The sequence below is a fragment of the Vibrio stylophorae genome (assembly GCF_921293875.1).
Classification (GTDB): Bacteria; Pseudomonadota; Gammaproteobacteria; order Enterobacterales; family Vibrionaceae; genus Vibrio_A; species Vibrio_A stylophorae.
In genome coordinates this window covers 2255602-2274485 of record NZ_CAKLDI010000001.1, presented here as the reverse complement: position 1 = coordinate 2274485, position 18884 = coordinate 2255602, and the positions used below count along the sequence as shown (strand labels likewise).

The 18884-nt window shown below is 47.8% G+C and carries 16 protein-coding genes; all 16 read left to right on the top strand.

What is annotated here, in order from left to right; translation table 11 throughout:
* Positions 1-55 precede the first annotated feature (55 nt).
* The 16 genes from pyrH (at position 56) to tilS (ending at position 18871) form a co-directional block, all read left to right on the top strand.
* Positions 56-778, top strand: a complete 723-nt coding sequence (gene pyrH / locus L9P36_RS10565; protein WP_237466632.1) for a UMP kinase — start codon at positions 56-58, stop codon at positions 776-778.
* Positions 779-832: 54 nt separating this feature from the next.
* Positions 833-1390 (top strand): ribosome recycling factor, encoded by a 558-nt coding sequence (frr, locus tag L9P36_RS10560; RefSeq protein ID WP_237466630.1) that lies wholly within the window; start codon positions 833-835, stop codon positions 1388-1390.
* 71 nt (positions 1391-1461) lie between these two features.
* A complete protein-coding gene (uppS, locus tag L9P36_RS10555; RefSeq protein ID WP_237466629.1) occupies positions 1462-2232 on the top strand; it encodes a polyprenyl diphosphate synthase in 771 nt (256 codons plus the stop codon).
* Between the two features lie 12 nt (positions 2233-2244).
* Positions 2245-3108 carry a phosphatidate cytidylyltransferase gene (locus L9P36_RS10550; RefSeq protein WP_237466627.1) on the top strand — a complete coding sequence of 288 codons (864 nt, stop codon included), beginning with the start codon at positions 2245-2247 and terminating at the stop codon, positions 3106-3108.
* Positions 3109-3111: 3 nt separating this feature from the next.
* Complete coding sequence (ispC, locus tag L9P36_RS10545; RefSeq protein WP_237466625.1) at positions 3112-4308, top strand: 1-deoxy-D-xylulose-5-phosphate reductoisomerase; 1197 nt, start codon at positions 3112-3114, stop codon at positions 4306-4308.
* Positions 4305-5663: a sigma E protease regulator RseP gene (rseP, locus tag L9P36_RS10540; protein WP_237466623.1), complete on the top strand. Its 1359-nt coding sequence runs from the start codon at positions 4305-4307 to the stop codon at positions 5661-5663. The genes ispC and rseP overlap by 4 nt, the downstream gene beginning before the upstream one ends.
* A gap of 31 nt (positions 5664-5694) precedes the next feature.
* Entirely contained in the window at positions 5695-8121 is a 2427-nt protein-coding gene (gene bamA, locus L9P36_RS10535) for an outer membrane protein assembly factor BamA (RefSeq protein ID WP_237466622.1), read from the top strand.
* Between the two features lie 18 nt (positions 8122-8139).
* Positions 8140-8652 carry an OmpH/Skp family outer membrane protein gene (locus tag L9P36_RS10530; RefSeq protein WP_237466621.1) on the top strand — a complete coding sequence of 171 codons (513 nt, stop codon included), beginning with the start codon at positions 8140-8142 and terminating at the stop codon, positions 8650-8652.
* Positions 8653-8662: 10 nt separating this feature from the next.
* Positions 8663-9676: a UDP-3-O-(3-hydroxymyristoyl)glucosamine N-acyltransferase gene (lpxD, locus tag L9P36_RS10525; RefSeq protein WP_237466620.1), complete on the top strand. Its 1014-nt coding sequence runs from the start codon at positions 8663-8665 to the stop codon at positions 9674-9676.
* A gap of 91 nt (positions 9677-9767) precedes the next feature.
* Complete coding sequence (gene fabZ, locus L9P36_RS10520) at positions 9768-10226, top strand: 3-hydroxyacyl-ACP dehydratase FabZ (RefSeq protein ID WP_237466619.1); 459 nt, start codon at positions 9768-9770, stop codon at positions 10224-10226.
* Positions 10223-11011, top strand: a complete 789-nt coding sequence (gene lpxA, locus L9P36_RS10515) for an acyl-ACP--UDP-N-acetylglucosamine O-acyltransferase (protein ID WP_237466618.1) — start codon at positions 10223-10225, stop codon at positions 11009-11011. Before fabZ ends, lpxA begins: the two co-directional genes overlap by 4 nt.
* Positions 11012-11022: 11 nt before the next feature.
* A complete protein-coding gene (gene lpxB, locus L9P36_RS10510; protein ID WP_237466617.1) occupies positions 11023-12192 on the top strand; it encodes a lipid-A-disaccharide synthase in 1170 nt (389 codons plus the stop codon).
* Entirely contained in the window at positions 12185-12787 is a 603-nt protein-coding gene (gene rnhB / locus L9P36_RS10505) for a ribonuclease HII (protein ID WP_237466616.1), read from the top strand. The genes lpxB and rnhB overlap by 8 nt, the downstream gene beginning before the upstream one ends.
* 92 nt (positions 12788-12879) lie before the next feature.
* Positions 12880-16359 (top strand): DNA polymerase III subunit alpha, encoded by a 3480-nt coding sequence (gene dnaE / locus L9P36_RS10500; protein ID WP_237466615.1) that lies wholly within the window; start codon positions 12880-12882, stop codon positions 16357-16359.
* Positions 16360-16414: 55 nt separating this feature from the next.
* Positions 16415-17374, top strand: a complete 960-nt coding sequence (accA, locus tag L9P36_RS10495) for an acetyl-CoA carboxylase carboxyl transferase subunit alpha (RefSeq protein WP_237466614.1) — start codon at positions 16415-16417, stop codon at positions 17372-17374.
* A gap of 180 nt (positions 17375-17554) precedes the next feature.
* Positions 17555-18871, top strand: coding sequence for a tRNA lysidine(34) synthetase TilS (gene tilS / locus L9P36_RS10490; RefSeq protein WP_237466613.1), 1317 nt, complete (start codon positions 17555-17557; stop codon positions 18869-18871).
* Positions 18872-18884: the final 13 nt, after the last annotated feature.

Below are 18884 nucleotides of genomic sequence, written 5' to 3'. Positions count from 1 at the left end.
TGGCTGCGGTCTTTTTACAACACAAACACTTAATTTGTAGCCTGGAAGGTACCCAATGACCACGAATCCTAAACCAATGTATCAACGTATTTTGCTCAAACTCAGTGGTGAAGCACTGCAGGGCGAGGAAGGTTTTGGTATTGACGCCAAAGTTCTGGAGCGCATGGCGCAAGAAATTAAAGAATTAGTTGAGCTTGGTGTGCAAGTTGGTATGGTTATCGGCGGCGGCAACCTATTCCGCGGTGCAGGGTTGGCGCAAGCTGGTATGAACCGTGTTGTTGGCGATCACATGGGTATGTTGGCCACTGTGATGAACGGTTTGGCGATGCGCGATGCGCTTCATCGTGCTTATGTGAACGCGAAACTCATGTCTGCGATTCCATTGAATGGCGTGTGTGACTCATACAACTGGGCCGATGCAATTAGTCAATTGCGTGATGGTCGTGTGGTGATCTTCTCTGCCGGTACTGGTAATCCATTCTTTACCACAGATTCAGCAGCGTGTTTGCGTGGTATTGAGATTGAAGCCGATTTGGTGCTCAAAGCGACCAAAGTCGACGGCGTATTTGACGCGGATCCTGTTAAGAATCCTGATGCGACGCTATATAGCGAACTATCTTTCCAAGATGTGCTTGAGCAAGAGCTAAAAGTGATGGATCTCGCGGCCTTTACACTGGCGCGTGATCACAAGATGCCAATTCGTGTATTTAACATGAATAAGCCAGGTGCTCTACGTCGCGTAGTGATGGGTGAGCAAGAAGGTACGCTGATCTCTTAAGGTTTGAATGCTGTCGCGTGATGCGACAGCAACAATAGAATAAAAGGTGAAACCGTGATTAACGAAATCAAAAAAGACGCGCAAGAGCGCATGGAAAAAAGCATTGAAGCTTTGGGTAATAACCTTTCAAAAATCCGTACGGGTCGTGCGCACCCAAGTCTGCTATCAGGCATCATGGTGGAGTACTACGGTGCCCCAACACCTTTGAATCAAGTTGCAAACGTGATTGCTGAAGATGCACGTACTTTGGCGATTACTGTATTTGATAAAGAGCTGACACAGAAAGTTGAAAAAGCGATCATGATGTCAGATCTAGGTCTTAATCCAATGTCTGCCGGTACTGTGATTCGTGTACCACTACCAGCATTGACTGAAGAGCGCCGTAAAGATTTGATCAAAATTGTTCGTGGTGAAACTGAACAAGGCCGTGTGGCTATTCGTAACATTCGTCGCGATGCCAACGCTGATCTGAAAGGACTTTTGAAAGATAAAGAGATTTCAGAAGATGAAGATCGCCGCGCACAAGAAGATATTCAAAAAATTACGGATGCCGCAATTAAGAAAATGGACGACGTGCTTGCAGCGAAAGAAAAAGATCTTATGCAGGTCTAAGTATTTTCTCTGAAAATCGCTAAAATAGAGCGCTGTCGTCGCACAGCGCTTTTATTTTTGAAGGACACATCATGACCGATTCGTCGCCTTTTTCTCTTGAAAAAGACGCACTTCCTAAACACATTGCCATTATTATGGATGGTAATGGGCGTTGGGCAAAAGCCCGCGGTAAAGCGCGTATTTCTGGACATCGTGCTGGCGCATTAGCCGTCCGTCGCACGGTGAGTACTGCCGCTCAGCTCGGCATTCAAGCGCTCACCCTCTTTGCTTTTAGTAGTGAAAATTGGCGCCGACCTCAAGATGAGGTGGACTTGCTAATGAAGCTCTTTTTGCATGCGCTTCAACGTGAAGTGAAGAAACTGCACAAACATCAAATCAAGTTACAAATCATTGGTGACTTGTCGAATTTTTCTCCCGCATTGCAAAAGCAAATTGCCAAAGCCCAAGCATTGACCGCAAATAATCAAGGTTTGGTCTTAAATATTGCCGCCAATTATGGTGGTAAATGGGATATAGTACAGGCCGCGCAGCAGCTGGCGACAGCTGTAGAGCGAGGTGAGCTTGATGCATCTCAAGTGGATGAGTCAACTTTTGCTAAAGCACTTTGTTTAAGTGATTTACCTGATGTTGACTTAATGATTCGCACTAGTGGCGAACAACGAATTAGTAATTTTTTGCTATGGCAAATGGCCTATGCGGAGCTTTATTTTACATCGGCCTTTTGGCCTGATTTTGATGAGCACCGCTTTGCTGAAGCGATTGCTTGGTATGTTAATCGAGAGCGTCGTTTTGGTTGTACCGGTGAGCAGATTTCTCAATTGCTCACTACGGCCAGTGAATAACGAGGATTTAGTTTGTTAAAGCAACGCATTTTGACTGCGCTTATTTTGGCGCCATTAGTCATTGCAGGTATTTTTTATCTACCTTTAGCCGGATTTATTGCAGTCATGACGCTGGTCACCCTAGTTGGGTGCTGGGAGTGGAGTGGTTTTGTTCACGGTAAAAACAATGTATTAACCACCATTATTCTAGCTATGTCTTTGCCGCTTCCGGCGCTGGTGGCAATGGCGATGGCTGGGCAATCTCTCTCTTTGGTTGAGTTAGCAAACCACACTGTGAGTCAAGCTGTCTTAGTGATTGGTGCGATTTGGTGGGGGATTGCCACCGCATTGACCTTGAGCTATCCGCGCTCTGCGCAAGCTTGGCAATCAAGTACTGTATTTAAATTGGTCAGCGGTATGCTGACGCTGATGCCATTTTTGTGGAGTGTGAGTTTGCTAAAAATGGCGCAAGGCTCTAGTGCATGGCTCGGTGCGCAGTTGGTCTTGTTTGTTTGTTTATTGGTTTGGGCTGCCGATAGTGGCGCATATTTCTCCGGTAAATCCTTTGGTAAACACAAAATGGCACCGAAAGTGAGCCCCAATAAAACCATTGAAGGTTTGTTTGGTGGCGCATTACTCGCCATGTTAGTGGGTTGGGGCGCTGCAACATGGTTCCAATTACCTGTGAACAATTGGCCAGTATTCCTTGGTGTCATTGCGATCACTGTGGTGATTTCTGTATTGGGCGATTTGGTCGAAAGTATGTTTAAGCGTGTGGCTAATATCAAAGATAGCGGCGCGATTTTACCTGGCCATGGTGGCATTTTAGATCGCATCGATAGCCTGACCGCAGCATTTCCTATTTTTGCGCTACTCTATCTTGGTTTGATGGGGTAATTCATGCAACGCATTAGCATTTTGGGTGCGACTGGCTCCATTGGTCAGTCAACCCTCAATGTCGCGGCGCTTCACCGCGAATCCATTGAAATTTACGCACTGGGCGCCGGCAGCAATGTCGATGCCCTTTATCAATTGTGTTGCCAGTGGCAACCACATTATGCCGCGATGGCGAATATCGACGCAGCCCATCAGCTTGAGCAACAATTAAAAGCGATCGGGTCACGTACGCAAGTGCTCGCTGGTGAGTCGGGTATGGCAGAGATTGCCAGTTTGCCAGAGGTTGACTCGGTCATGGCGGCGATTGTAGGTGCCGCAGGATTGGTTCCGACCATGGCTGCAGTGAATGCCGGAAAGCGTGTTCTATTGGCCAACAAAGAAGCACTGGTGATGTCTGGTGAGTTATTTATTCGTGCGGCAGAAAAGAGCGGCGCTCAAATCGTACCGGTCGATAGTGAACACAACGCGATTTTCCAGTGCTTGCCAGTGCAGGCTCAACAACAGATTGGTGCCTGCGATCTTGATGCGGCGGGTATTTCTCATATTTTGCTCACCGGCTCAGGTGGCCCTTTTCGTCAGCGTCCATTAGAGACCTTTGCCGCAATCACGCCTGCCGAGGCCATTGCGCATCCGAATTGGTCCATGGGGCCTAAAATTTCCGTTGATTCAGCCACCATGATGAATAAGGGCTTGGAGTATATTGAAGCGCGCTGGCTTTTTAATACTCGCCCAGAGCAGCTAAAAGTGGTGATTCATCCACAATCCGTGATTCATTCCATGGTGCAGTACCAAGATGGATCTGTACTGGCGCAGCTTGGCCAACCAAGTATGCAAACCCCGATTGCTTATGCCTTGAGCTATCCTCATCGTATGGCTTCTGGGGTTGCACCGCTTGATTTTACACAGGTGGGCACTCTATCTTTTGAAGCGCCTGATTTTGCACGCTATCCGTGTTTGTCATTGGCAATTGAAGCCTGCCATCAAGGACAAGTGGCAACTACGACGCTGAACGCGGCCAATGAGGAAGCTGTGGCCGCATTTTTAAGTGGTCGTATTGATTTTGACCAGATCGCTGCTGTCAATGCGCAAGTGCTCACAACTCTGCCTCAAGCTTCAGCAGATGACTTGGAAAGCCTGATGGCTGTGGATACAATGGCGCGCACTTTGGCTCAGGTTGAAATAGGTAAGAGATTGAGATGACAGCTTTTATTTGGAATACCTGCGCATTTATTTTACTCATTGGCATTCTTGTCGCCGTCCATGAATTTGGCCACTTTTGGGTTGCCCGCCGATGCGGTGTGAAAGTGCATCGTTTTTCCATTGGTTTTGGTAAAGCGATTTGGCGCCGCACCGGTAAAGACGGCACTGAATATGTGTTGGCGATCATTCCCTTAGGCGGCTACGTCAAAATGTTGGATGCTCGCAATGAGCAGGTTCCTGATGAGCTGTTAGGCCAAGAATTCACCCATAAGCCGCTGTGGCAACGTAGTGCGATTGTTGCTGCTGGCCCTATTGCAAATTTCTTGCTTGCCTTTTTTGTCTATTGGCTTTCATTTCTGATTGGTATTCCATCACTCAAGCCCATTGTTGAAGGCACAGAGCCCAACAGTGTGGTATCGGCGATAGAAATTTCATCGCCAATGGAACTTACTGCAGTAAACGACATCCAAACTCGGGATTGGGATGAGGTGAATTTAGCTCTGGTTCAGCAAATTGGTGAGCCACAACTAACGCTCACTTTGACCAATGCTGCAGGGCAATCTCAATCTTATGTCGTCAACTTAGCGAATTGGCAATTTGAACCTGACCAAGAGTCAGCGATTAGCGCGCTAGGCTTGAAACCATTTCAGCCTCAGGTCATTCCTGAGCTTGGCCTTATCTCAGCAAATAGTGCGGCAGAAAAGGCAGGGTTGAAGGTGGGCGATCACATTGTTGCGGTGAATCAGATGCCGCTCAAAGATTGGTCGAGTTTTGTTCAGGTTATTCAGAATTCGCCGAATCAACTTGTGCAATTGACGATTGAGCGCGATGGCCAAACGTTGCATGTTGATTTGACGCCTACACCTGAAACAAGAAATGACAAGCTGATCGGATTGGCTGGCGTGCAGCCAATGTTTGAGCCTTATCCAAAAGCCTATCAGTTTGAACGTCAATACGGGCCTTTGGTTGCGCTTGGCAAAGCTTTTGACAAAACTTTGAAGATGACTGAATTTACTTTCAGTATGATAGGCAAACTGTTTCGTGGTGATATTGGACTCAATAATTTAAGTGGTCCAGTGTCCATTGCACAGGGTGCAGGAATTACCGCCGATTATGGCTTGGTCTTTTTCCTCTCCTTTATGGCATTGATTAGTATTAATTTAGGGATCGTCAACTTGCTACCTCTCCCCGTACTTGATGGGGGACATTTGCTGTTTTTTGCAATTGAAGGTGTAATTCGTCGGCCTGTGCCTGAGAAAATTCAGGAAATTGGTTTTCGATTGGGCGCGACACTTCTCATTATGATGATGGTGTTAGCGTTATATAACGACTTCTTTCGTCTGTTGAAACCCTAGGTAGTAAACGCAAGGATTCATCACTATTACAATGGCAATGAAAAAATTACTGCTCGCATCATTGATGCTTTCAAGCTCACAGGCGATTGCTAGTGCAGATTTTACCGTTTCTGACATTCAGTTTGAGGGACTTCAGCGAGTCACTCTTGGTGCTGCCCTATTGCAAAGTCCGATTCGTGTTGGTGATCGCGTCAATGATGCGGATATTTCTGCATTAATTCGTGCGCTTTTCCGTTCTGGTAATTACGAAGATGTGCAAGTGGCACGCCAAGGCAATACCATTGTGGTCACTGTGCGCGAACGTCCAACCATTGCCAGCATTGTTTATGCCGGAAACGATGATCTCAAAGAGGAGCAACTCGCGCCTTCATTAGAGGCTGCTGGCCTTGCGGTAGGTGAAGCGCTTGATCGCACTGCTTTGGGTGATATTGAAAAAAGTCTTGAAGATTTTTACTACAGCGTGGGTAAATATAACGCTGATGTACAAGCTGTTGTGACGCCTTTGCCACGTAACCGTGTTGATGTGCGCTTGGTCTTTAAAGAGGGCGAAGCAGCTAAAATTCGTCAAATCAACTTCGTTGGTAATGAGCAATTTAGTGATGATGATCTCGCTGCAAAAATGCAGCTCAGTGCTAATTTACCTTGGTGGGATTTTTTCGGTAGCGATAAGTACCAAAAGCAAGCGCTTGCTGGCGATCTTGAATCCATTCGCAGCTTTTATTTAGATCGCGGCTATTTGAAGTTTCGTGTTGAACAAACCAGCGTATCGCTCTCGCCAAACAAACAAGATGTTTATGTAACTTTCACCGTTAGTGAAGGTGAGCCTTACACCGTTGAGTCGATTGCGCTTCGCGGTGATGCAGCAGGGCTCAAAGATCAGTTGATGGCAAAGTTGCCGCTCAAAGTCGGCGATGTTTATAACGGCTCTGCAATGACGGGGTTTGAAGAGCAAATCAAGAAAAGTCTGGCCGATGTCGGTTATGCCTACCCTCAAATTCAAACCATTCCAGAGTTTGATGATGAAAATCAAACGGTCAAACTCTATGTCAATATTGAGCCGGGTGAGCGTATTTATGTTCGCTCAATTCAATTTACCGGCAACACAGTAACCAAAGACGAAGTCCTACGTCGTGAAATGCGTCAAATGGAAGGTGCATGGCTTAATGCGGCTTCTATCGAAACGGGTAAAACGCGCTTAAATCGATTGGGTTTCTTTGAAACGGTTGATGTGCGTACTGAGCGCGTTCCTGGCACCACAGATCAGGTGGACATCATTTATGATGTTGCTGAAGCTAATGTGGGCTCGGTGAATTTCGGTGTGGGTTACGGTAATGAATCTGGGGTAAGTTTCCAGATTGGTTTGCAGCAAGATAACTTTGCCGGCACCGGCAACCGCTTGGGCATCAGTGCGATGACCAACGATTTCCAGCAAAATATCAGCTTAGAATATCGCGACCCTTATTTCACCATGGATGGCGTTAGCCTCGGTGGTAAAATTTATTACAACAAATTTGAAGCATCCGACGCGAACATTGTTGATTATACCAACAGTAGTTATGGTGCGAGCCTGAGCTGGGGTTTCCCCTTTGATGAGCTGAACTATTTCGATTTTAGTATTGGTTACGATCACAACAAAATTTCGAACCCGCCGCAGCATGATCAGGCGCGAAAATTTGCGCAAAGCTTGGGCATTGATGAAATTAATGATGGTAGTACCATCGAAACCGATGATTTCTTCGCATCGATTTCATGGTCTCGAAATAACCTCAATAAAAGTTATTTTCCAACAGCGGGTAACTACCAGCGCGCCTATTTTAAGATCACCACGCCGGGCTCTGATGTGCAATTTTTCAAGGCACAATATGATGTTCGCCAGTACTTGCCGTTGACCAAATCGGAAGACTTTACGCTGCTTATGCGTGGCCGTCTGGGATATGGTAATGGCTATGGCTCATCTGAAGGTGGTGACTATATCTTACCATTCTACGAGAACTACTATGCCGGTGGTTTTAGCAGTCTTCGTGGTTTCCGTTCTAATACCGCAGGTCCAAAAGCGGTTTATAGTTCAGGCTGCAACGGTGGTGGTAATAATAACTGTATTACCGAAGTGACCGATGATTCAACGGGTGGTAATGCGGTGGCATTAGCAAGTTTAGAGCTAATTTTCCCAACGCCATTCCTTGAAGAGAGCACACAACGCCAAGTAAGAACGAGTTTCTTTGTGGATGCGGCCAGCGTGTGGGATACGGAAGCAACCTTCCAGCCTGGTTATACAGGACCAGGCGCGGATCAATATTTTGATTATTCAGACCCAGGTAATATTCGCGCATCTTATGGTGTTGCATTGCAGTGGATGTCACCCATGGGGCCTTTAGTTTTCTCTGTTGCCCAACCGATCAAATCCTTTGAAGGCGATGATGAAGAGTTCTTTACCTTTACCATCGGGCAAACATTTTAATTAGTCAGGAGTAATACTGTGAAACAGTCAATCAAAGCATTAGGACTTGGTCTGGTTTTTGCGTTATCAAGCGTATTTAGTGTTTCTGCGTCAGCTGCTGAAAAGGTTGGCTATGTCAATCTAGGTGCAGTAATGCAGCAATTGCCACAACGTGAAGCGATTGGTAAAAAGCTTCAGGGCGAATTTAAAGATCGCATTAATGAGCTGAAACGCATCCAAGAAAAAGCGCAGAAGAAGGTTGAAAAGTTCAAGCGTGATGGTGAGTTGATGTCCAGTGATGATCGCATCGCTTTGCAGCGTGAAATTGCTGAGTTAGAATCTGACTATCGTTTAAAAGCCAAGGCTCTGAAAGAAGACAGCGATCGCCGCGAGCGCGAAGAGAATATGAAGCTGATGAAACAGATCGGCGAAGCTGTGAAGAAAGTAGCAACAGCGCAAGGTTATGACATGGTTGTTGATGCTCAAGCACTTCTCTACGCCACAGATGGCGACGACCTATCTGCAAAAGTCATTGCCGAAATGAAAAAGTAATAGGGCGAACATGACTCAATTTACCCTCTCAGCACTTGCCGAAAAACTCGGTGCTGAATTGGTTGGCAACGGAGACCACTTGGTCTCCGCTGTCGCTGCTATGGATAAAGCACAATCTGACCAGATTACATTTCTATCAAAAGCAAAATACCGCCCTCATTTAGCAACAACAGCAGCGGGTGCGGTGATGATTCGCGAGGCCGACCGCAGTTATTGCAATGGCAACGCACTGATCGTCGCTGACCCATATGTCGCTTATGCTAAAGTAGCGCAGCTATTTGATACCACGCCAACCGCCGCATCAGTGGGTATTGCAGCTAGTGCTGTGATTGCAGAAGATGCAACCATTGGTGAGCAAGTGGCGATTGGTCCTAATGTGGTGATCGAAACTGGCGCAGTGATTGGCGATCATGCCGTGATTGGTGCTGGGTGCTTTATCGGTAAAAATGCGCGCATTGGCGCATATAGCCAGCTTTGGGCTAATGTGGCTGTGTATCATGACGTGATCATGGGTGAGCATTGCTTAGTGCAAGCCAATACAGTCATTGGTGCCGATGGCTTTGGTTATGCCAATGAGCAAGGGCGCTGGATTAAGATTCCGCAAACAGGTGCTGTTGTGATTGGTGACCATGTTGAGATTGGTGCATCAACCACCATTGACCGTGGTGCCATCGATAACACCATCATTGCATCAAATGTGATTATTGATAACCAAGTGCAAATTGGCCATAACGTTGAAATTGGTCAAGGCTCAGCCGTTGCTGGCTCAACAGGTATCGCTGGCAGTGTGACCATTGGTCAATACTGTATTGTTGGTGGTCACGTTGGTATTAATGGGCATATCAATATCTGTGATGGCGTGCATATTACAGGCTACACCATGGTGACCCGTGATATCGAAGAGCCAGGCGTTTACTCGTCAGGTATTCCTCAATTGAAAAACCGCGACTGGCGTAAAATGGCTGCGCGTGTCATGAAAATTGAAGAGATGCACAAGCGTATCAAGGCGCTTGAATCAAAATAATCACCACAGTGATTTGATGATAAAATATGAATATGGAGGCGTAGCTCAGTAGCTGCGCCTTGTCTCGTTTTGAAAATGCAGGAAGACAGCTTTGAGTAGTGAAAATAAAACCTTAAGCATTCGTGAAATTCAGGATCTTTTGCCACACCGATATCCATTTCTTTTGGTTGATCGCGTGACGGACTACCAAGAAGGTAAATATCTGCATGCCATTAAAAACATTTCTGTCAATGAACCACAATTTACGGGTCACTTTCCAGTGATGCCAATTTTTCCTGGTGTATTGATTCTAGAAGCGATGGCACAAGCAACAGGTTTGCTTGCATTTAAGACCTTTGGTCGCCCTGCAGAAAATGAATTGTATTACTTCGCAAGTATCGATAACGCAAAATTCCGTCGTCCTGTGGTTCCTGGTGACCAAATGGTGATGGAAGTTGAATTTGTGAAAGAGCGCCGTGGTATCGCGCGCTTTAATGGTGTTGCGAAAGTTGACGGTGAAGTGGTTTGTTCTGCTGAACTGATGTGTGCACGTCGCGAGCTGAGCCTATGATTGATTCTACTGCGCAAATTCATCCAACCGCGCTTATCGCGGAAAACGTCAAAATTGGTGCCAATGTAAAAATTGGTCCATTTTGTGTGATTGAGTCTGACGTAGAAATCGGTGCTGGCACTGAGATCATGTCTCACGTGGTGATCAAAGGGCCAACGACCATTGGTCAAGACAACCGAATCTTCCAATTCGCAAGCATTGGTGAAGGCTGTCAGGATCTAAAATATGCGGGTGAGCCAACGCGTCTTGAGATTGGTGATCGCAACACCATTCGTGAAAGCGTTACCATGCACCGTGGCACCGTTCAGGATCAAGGCTTGACCAAAGTGGGTAGCGATAACCTATTTATGGTGAATGCGCATATCGCGCATGATTGCTTCGTGGGTGATCGCTGCATTTTTGCCAACAATGCAACCTTGGGTGGCCATGTAAAAGTGGGTGACCATGTGATTATCGGCGGCATGTCTGCGGTTCATCAGTTCTGTGTTGTGGGTAGTCACAGCATGATTGGTGGCGGCTCTGCGGTTGTACAAGATGTCCCTCCGTATTTGATGGCGCAAGGTAACCACTGTGCACCATTTGGTGTCAATATCGAAGGTTTAAAACGCCGCGGTTTTGATAAGCCAACCTTGCATGCGATTCGCCGCGCCTATAAAGCGATTTATCGCTCTGGTCGCCAGCTGGATGAAGTGAAGCAAGAGTTGATCGAACAAGCCAAAGAGTTTCCTGAGCTCGATCTATTCAATCAATTTTTTGCCCAATCAACACGAGGCATTATTCGTTAATGACCGAGATGGTGAAAAAGGACGCCCGTCCACTTCGCATTGGAATTATCGCCGGGGAGATCTCCGGCGATATTTTAGGTGCCGGTTTTATTCAGGCCGTTCGTGCGCAATATCCTGATGCACAATTTGTGGGCATTGCTGGGCCACGCATGCAAGCGCAAGGCTGTGAATCTCTTTTTGAGATGGAAGAGCTCGCTGTGATGGGACTGGTAGAAGTGCTTGGTCGTTTGCCTCGCTTGCTGAAAGTGAAAGCGCAGCTGATTGAATACTACAAAAATAATCCAGTGGATGTTTTTGTGGGCATTGATGCGCCCGATTTTAACTTGCGTGTTGAGCGGGATTTAAAGGCGTTGGGCATTAAAACGGTGCACTATGTCAGCCCATCCGTCTGGGCTTGGCGACAAAAACGAATTTTCAAAATTGCCAAAGCAACAGATTTAGTGCTGGCGTTTTTGCCTTTTGAAAAAGCGTTTTATGATCGTTTCAATGTGCCTTGTCAGTTTATTGGCCATACTATGGCTGATGCGATTCCGCTTGATCTTGATAAAGGCCAAGCTCGTAGTTCGCTCGGTTTGCGTGATGTTGCGAATCAATCTCAAGGTCGCATTCTTGCAGTGCTGCCGGGTAGCCGTGGCAGTGAGCTAAAAAATCTAGCTGAACCTTTTATTCAAACCTGTCAGCTGCTTGCCAAGCAACACCATGATTTGACCTTTATCGTTCCGTTAGTCAATGAAGCGCGAAAAGCACAGTTTGAGCAAGCATGGCAAAGCATGGCACCGGAGCTTGATTTTGTATTGGTGGATAATGCTCGCCAAGCCATGGCCGCAGCTGATGTGGTGTTATTGGCATCGGGAACCGCAGCGTTGGAATGTATGCTGGTAGGTCGCCCTATGGTGGTGGGCTATCGCGTCAATGCGCTGACCTATGCTATCGCCAAGCGGATGGTGAAAACCGATTATGTTTCCTTACCAAACTTGCTTGCCGATGCGCCCATTGTGCCAGAACTACTGCAGCAAGAGTGTGTGCCAGCAAAATTGGCGGGCGCGCTGAATAGCTTGCTTGCTAGCGATAACCAAGCACTATTGACTCAATTTAAAGAATTTCATCAACTTTTGCGTTGCGATGCTGACAGTCAGGCCGCAAAAGCTGTGCTTCATTTAATCGATAAAACTTATGTCTGATTTTGAACCTTTTGTATATCCACAGGCAAACCTCATTGCTGGGGTTGATGAAGTGGGTCGCGGCCCGCTTGTTGGCGCTGTGGTGACCGCTGCGGTGATCCTCGATCCAAATAAACCTATTGAAGGCCTCACCGACTCTAAAAAACTGACCGATAAAAAGCGTGAAGCGCTATTTGTTGAGATTCAGGAAAAGGCATTGGCCTATGCCATTGGTCGTGCAGAAGCTGACGAAATTGATCAAATCAATATTTTGCAGGCAACTATGGTGGCTATGCAACGCGCCGTTGCGGCTTTGCCAGTAATGCCTGATTTTGTTTTGATCGATGGTAATCGCACGCCAGAATTGCCGATGCCGGCGCAAGCTGTGGTGAAAGGGGATTTGCGTGTAGCTGAGATCAGCGCAGCGTCCATTTTGGCAAAAGTGACGCGCGATCGTGAGATGCAAGAACTCGATGCTGAGTATCCGCAATATGGCTTTGCCAAGCATAAAGGCTATCCAACCAAAGCGCATTTCGACGCGTTAGAAGCGCACGGAGCGATCGATCAACACCGCCGCAGCTTTAAGCCGGTACGTAAAATCCTTGGATTGGAATAATCCAACATTTTGTCCAAGATTAACGCGCCATTCGGCGCGTTTTTTCTGGCATAATGTCGACAGTTTTATTTTCAATATAGAGAGCCCAAGCCATGGCGCAACCGCGTTTTATTCACCTACGCGTCCACTCTGATTTTTCCATGATTGATGGTTTGGCTAAGGTTGGTCCTTTGGTCAAGCAAGCTGCGAGCATGGGAATGCCAGCCATGGCCTTGACCGATTTCACTAACTTTTGCGGTTTGGTGAAATATTATTCAGCCAGTCAAGGCGCTGGAATGAAGCCGATCATCGGTGCTGATTTCTATTTGCAAAGTGAAGTTTTAGGCGAGCTTTGCGAGCTGACCTTGTTGGCGATGGATAACGAGGGCTATAAAAATATCACCTTGTTGATTTCAGAAGCCTATCAGCGCGGCAGCATTCAGGGATTCCCAGTCATTGAGCGTGATTGGCTTGCCAATCATCAGCAGGGCGTCATTGTACTTTCCGGCGGTACTCGCGGTGAATTGGGTAAAGCCTTGCTCAAAGGCAATCAGCGTATGGCTGAGTCAATTGCCAGTTTTTATCAGCAGACCTTTACCCATGACCGTTTTTTCCTTGAGCTTTGTCGTACTGGCCGTGGTGATGAGGAAAGCTACATTCATGACGCCGTTGATTTTGCATTAGCGCACGATCTGCCAGTGGTGGCGACCAATGACGTGCGTTTTATCAAAAGCTCGGATTTTGATGCCCATGAAATTCGTGTTGCGATCCATGATGGCTATACGCTCAGCGATCCTCGCCGCCCGAAAAACTACAGCGCGCAGCAGTATCTGCGTAGCGAAGATGAAATGTGCGAGCTTTTTGCTGATATTCCATCCGCGCTCAGTAATACGGTTGCGATTGCTCAGCGCTGTAATGTGACTGTACGTTTGGGTGAATATTTTCTGCCTGCCTTCCCAACTGAAGGGATGGAAGAAACTGAATTTTTGGTGATGAAGTCCAAAGAGGGCTTGGAAGAGCGCCTCGAATTTCTTTTCCCCGACCCACAGGTGCGCGCTCAATCTCGTCCTGCTTATGATGAGCGCTTGCGAGTTGAACTCGATGTGATTAACCAGATGGGATTCCCCGGTTACTTCTTGATCGTGATGGAATTTATCCAATGGTCTAAGGATAACGACATTCCGGTGGGACCCGGGCGTGGTTCGGGTGCTGGCTCGCTTGTGGCTTATGCACTGAAAATTACCGATCTCGATCCGCTTGAATTTGACTTACTTTTCGAACGATTTCTAAACCCAGAGCGTGTGTCCATGCCCGACTTTGATGTCGACTTTTGTATGGATAAGCGCGATCAGGTGATTGATCACGTGGCAGAGATGTACGGTCGTGACGCCGTATCCCAGATCATCACCTTTGGTACCATGGCAGCCAAAGCCGTTATTCGCGATGTGGGCCGCGTACTGGGACACCCTTACGGTTTTGTTGATCGCATCTCAAAATTGGTACCACCAGACCCAGGCATGACCCTTGCCAAAGCCTTTGACGCTGAGCCGCAGCTGCAAGCCGTTTGTGATAGTGATGAAGAGGTTAATGCGCTGATTGAGATGGCGCGCCAACTAGAAGGGGTGACGCGAAACGCCGGTAAACACGCAGGTGGCGTGGTGATCTCGCCAACCACCATTACCGACTTTGCGCCGCTTTATTGCGATCCTGAAGGTCACCACCCCGTCACTCAGTTTGATAAAAACGATGTGGAATATGCAGGCTTGGTGAAGTTTGACTTCTTGGGGCTGCGTACGCTAACCATCATTGACTGGGCACTTGGGCTGATTAATCCGAAACGCCGAGCACAAGGTTTAGATTTGGTGGATGTTGCATCCATTCCATTGGATGACCCCAAGTCATTCACCATGCTGCAACGCTCTGAAACGACAGCAGTATTTCAGCTTGAATCGCGAGGCATGAAGGATCTGATCAAACGTCTTCAGCCGGATTGTTTTGAAGATATGATCGCATTGGTGGCGTTGTTTCGTCCGGGGCCGCTGCAATCTGGCATGGTGGATAACTTTATTGACCGTAAGCACGGTCGAGAAGCAGTGTCCTATCCAGATGAAAAGTGGCAACACGAGTCACTGAAAGAGATCCTTGATCCAACCTACGGCATTATCCTTTATCAAGAACAGGTGATGCAGATTGCTCAGGTGCTCTCTGGCTACACCTTGGGTGGCGCAGATATGTTGCGCCGTGCCATGGGTAAGAAAAAGCCGGAAGAGATGGCCAAGCAGCGCGCGACGTTTGAAGAGGGCGCGGTGAAAAACGGCGTCGATGGCGAGTTGGCGATGAAAATCTTCGACTTGGTTGAAAAGTTCGCAGGTTATGGCTTTAACAAATCGCACTCCGCTGCTTACGCGTTAGTGTCTTACCAAACGCTGTGGCTCAAAGCGCACTTCCCCGCTGAATTTATGGCCGCGGTAATGACTGCGGATATGGATAATACCGATAAAATTATCGGTTTGGTGGATGAGGTCAAACGCATGGAGTTGACCATTCTACCGCCCGATATCAATAAAGGCTTATACCGATTTAATGTCGATGAAAATGGCGCCATTGTTTATGGTATTGGTGCGATTAAAGGGGTGGGCGAAGGTCCCATTGATGTGATTCTATCGGCGCGCGAAAAGGGCGGCCCATTTAAAGATCTCTTTGATTTTTGTGCCCGTATCGATATTAAAAAGGTCAATAAACGGGTCATTGAAAAACTGATTCAATCTGGCGCCATGGATCGCTTAGGGCCACACCGCGCCGCTTTGATGGCGACGCTAGAAGATGCCGTGAAAGCCGCGGGCCAGCATCACCAAGCGGAAGCCTTTGGTCAAAGCGATATGTTTGGGGTGCTGACGCAAGCGCCTGAACAAGTGGAAAATGCCTATGCAGCGGTACCACCTTGGCCAGAAAAAGTGTGGCTTGAAGGTGAGCGCGATACCCTAGGGCTATATTTGACGGGACACCCGGTCAATGCCTATGTCGATGAGCTCAGCCATTATGTCACCTGGCGTTTAAAAGATGCTCATGCAACGGCGCGCGATCGCGTGGTGACTATCGCTGGTTTAGTGGTCGCCGCGAAAGTGATGACCACCAAGCGTGGCTCTCGCCTTGGCATTTTAACGATCAATGATCGCTCTGGACAAATGGATGTGATGTTGTTCGCAGATACCTTGGAGCGTTACGCAGATTTAGTCGAAAAAGACCGTATTCTCGTGATCTCTGGACAGGTCAGCTTTGATGACTTCAATGGTGGCCTTAAAATGTCGGCCAGAGAAGTCCTTGATTTAACAACGGCGCGCGAAAAATATGCCCGTTCCTTAGCTTTGACGGTGACTCAGTCGCAGATCCAAGGCAACTTTTTGGAACAATTTTATCAAGTATTGGCACCGCACCGAGCTGGTGCCGTGCCTGTAAGTATTTACTATCAGCGCAGCGACGCAAGGGTCAAGCTTTCACTTGGCACTGAGTGGCGTGTGACGCCAGATGATGCGTTGCTCGATAGTCTTCGTACCTTGCTTGGTCAAAAGCAGGTTGAATTAGAATTTGTGTAATCTCTTCGCTCAAGGTAGGCTGAGAGAAATGGACAGTACGTGGAATTAGATTGGTATGAGCCTGAACTTTCTAGAATTTGAACAACCGATTGCAGAACTGGAAGCAAAAATTGAAGCCCTGCGTGGCGTTTCTAAGCATGATCAGAGTGCGGCGGTTGATTTACAAAAAGAGATCAGCCAGCTCGAGAAAAAGAGTCTGGATCTCACCAAGCGTATCTTTACAGATTTAGGTGCTTGGCAAATTGCCCAGCTCGCCCGTCACCCACAGCGTCCTTATGTGCTGGATTATATTGAGCACATGTTTACGGAATTTGATGAGCTTCGTGGTGATCGTGCTTTTGCCGATGACAAAGCGATTGTTGGTGGTATTGCACGTTTGAACGATATGCCGATCATGGTGATTGGCCACCAAAAAGGTCGTGACACGCGTGAAAAAGTGAAGCGTAATTTTGGTATGCCAAAGCCTGAAGGTTACCGCAAAGCCTTGCGTCTGATGGAGATGGCTGAGCGCTTTAAAATGCCGATTGTTACCTTTATTGATACCGCTGGTGCTTATCCTGGTGTGGGCGCTGAAGAGCGCGGCCAATCAGAAGCGATTGCGCGTAACCTGAAAGTGATGTCTGGCCTGCGTGTGCCGATTGTTTGTAACGTCGTTGGTGAAGGCGGCTCAGGCGGCGCGTTGGCGATTGGTGTGGGTGACCGCGTCAATATGTTGCAATACTCAACCTATTCTGTGATTTCACCAGAAGGCTGTGCATCTATCCTATGGCGTGATTCTGATAAAGCGCCGCAAGCGGCAGAGGCCATGGGGATCACCTCCAATCGCCTGAAAGAGCTGGGCTTGATCGATAGCATCATTGCAGAGCCATTGGGCGGCGCACATCGTGATGTTGCGCTGATGGCAGCCAATCTATCGGCGCAAATTGCTGCGGACTTAGCCGTGCTTGGCAAGCTTGATACAGAAGCCCTGCTTGAGCAGCGTTACCAACGCTTAATGAGCTACGGTTACTGTTAATTGCTTTATTGGTATTGAGAAAAGCGTAAGCGATAGCTTGCGCTTTTTTTATATTCTCTTTTGTATATCCCTCTTTGATATTTATCGCGTCAAAATACTCATTCACGCTGATCACTTGCTTTTTGTCATCGAGATACAGATGATGAGTTTTCATTTTCAATCGTAAGCCATGACATCAAGATGCCAACTTTGCCCCAAGCGCTAACTCGCCAGTTATCTGAACTCAATCCACAGACCCAGATCCTTGTTGGTTACAGTGGCGGTTTGGACTCGCAGGTGCTACTTCATTTGCTCTGTCAGTGCTGGCCGCTTTCGCAAATTACGGCGCTGCATGTGCACCATGGACTCAATCCACTGGCGGATCAATGGCTGCTTCAGTGCCAAGGTTGGGCGCAGGCCTATGGCGTACAATTTATTGCGGAGCGAGTATTCGTCAATCGCGATGAAGGGATTGAGCAAGGCGCTCGTGCGGCGCGTTATCAAGCGTTTGCTGAGCATCTAGGGCCAGATCATCTATTGCTCACGGCTCATCATCAAAATGATCAAGCGGAGACGTTTTTACTGGCGATGAAGCGCGGCAGCGGTCCGCGCGGTTTATCGGCGATGCCAAGGTTGCAATCATTTAGCTGTGGCGCGCATCTGCGCCCATTGTTATCAGTGACGCGGCAGCAGCTTGAAGCTTATGCCAAGGCGCAGCAGCTCGATTGGTTGGAAGATGACAGTAATGATGATTGCCACTATGACCGCAATTTTATTCGTCATCGAGTGCTTAAACCACTTGCAGCGCGCTGGCCTTCAGTTTACGACACCATTAGTCGTAGTGCAGCGCTGTGTGCGCAGCAAGAGCAAGCATTGCAACTTTTATTGCAGCCGCTTTATGCGCCTTTGCTCCATCAAGATGGCAGTCTTTGCATTGAGGGATTAGCCAAACACCCGGAAGTGATTCGTACCCAGTTATTGCGCCTTTGGCTCAGTGAGCGGGCGGCGCAGCAACCTAGCTTGGCGCAGTTTGATAAAATTTGGCAGGAAATTGCCTGTGCGCGTGTCGATGCCAATCCGCAGCTAAAAATTGGGCAGGGACAAATTCGCCGCTATCAGCAGCGTTTATATTGGCTTGCGCTGCAACAAGATGTCAGTGAGTGGTCTGCCCTATGGTCTAATTTGAGTGCGTCTTGTGTATTACCAGATGCGCTAGGAACGCTTTCTTTAGAGAAATGGCAACCCGAGGTGAGCACTAAATCCCTGCTGTCTGTTCGCGCGCCGCTTGCTCATGAATCTGTGACGGTTTGCTTTGCACCGAAAGAGATGCATATTCGCCCCCTCGGACGCGGCGGCTCCCGTCATTTGAAAAAACTATATCAAGAGTATGGGATCCCAAGCTGGCAGCGGCCGCGCATGCCACTGCTCTATTTCGGAGAGACCTTGATTGCCATCGCAGGTTTATTGGTGACTGAAGCAGGCGCTGGCGATGAGTTACAACTGAATTGGCAGCGCTGATATGACCTTGCAA

Coding starts and splice junctions, on each gene's coding strand:
- pyrH (WP_237466632.1), top strand. CDS start 56: ATGACCACGAATCCTAAACCAATGTATCAACGTATTTTGCTCAAACTC.
- uppS (WP_237466629.1), top strand. CDS start 1,462: ATGACCGATTCGTCGCCTTTTTCTCTTGAAAAAGACGCACTTCCTAAA.
- ispC (WP_237466625.1), top strand. CDS start 3,112: ATGCAACGCATTAGCATTTTGGGTGCGACTGGCTCCATTGGTCAGTCA.
- rseP (WP_237466623.1), top strand. CDS start 4,305: ATGACAGCTTTTATTTGGAATACCTGCGCATTTATTTTACTCATTGGC.
- bamA (WP_237466622.1), top strand. CDS start 5,695: ATGGCAATGAAAAAATTACTGCTCGCATCATTGATGCTTTCAAGCTCA.
- lpxD (WP_237466620.1), top strand. CDS start 8,663: ATGACTCAATTTACCCTCTCAGCACTTGCCGAAAAACTCGGTGCTGAA.
- lpxA (WP_237466618.1), top strand. CDS start 10,223: ATGATTGATTCTACTGCGCAAATTCATCCAACCGCGCTTATCGCGGAA.
- rnhB (WP_237466616.1), top strand. CDS start 12,185: ATGTCTGATTTTGAACCTTTTGTATATCCACAGGCAAACCTCATTGCT.
- dnaE (WP_237466615.1), top strand. CDS start 12,880: ATGGCGCAACCGCGTTTTATTCACCTACGCGTCCACTCTGATTTTTCC.
- accA (WP_237466614.1), top strand. CDS start 16,415: ATGAGCCTGAACTTTCTAGAATTTGAACAACCGATTGCAGAACTGGAA.
- tilS (WP_237466613.1), top strand. CDS start 17,555: ATGCCAACTTTGCCCCAAGCGCTAACTCGCCAGTTATCTGAACTCAAT.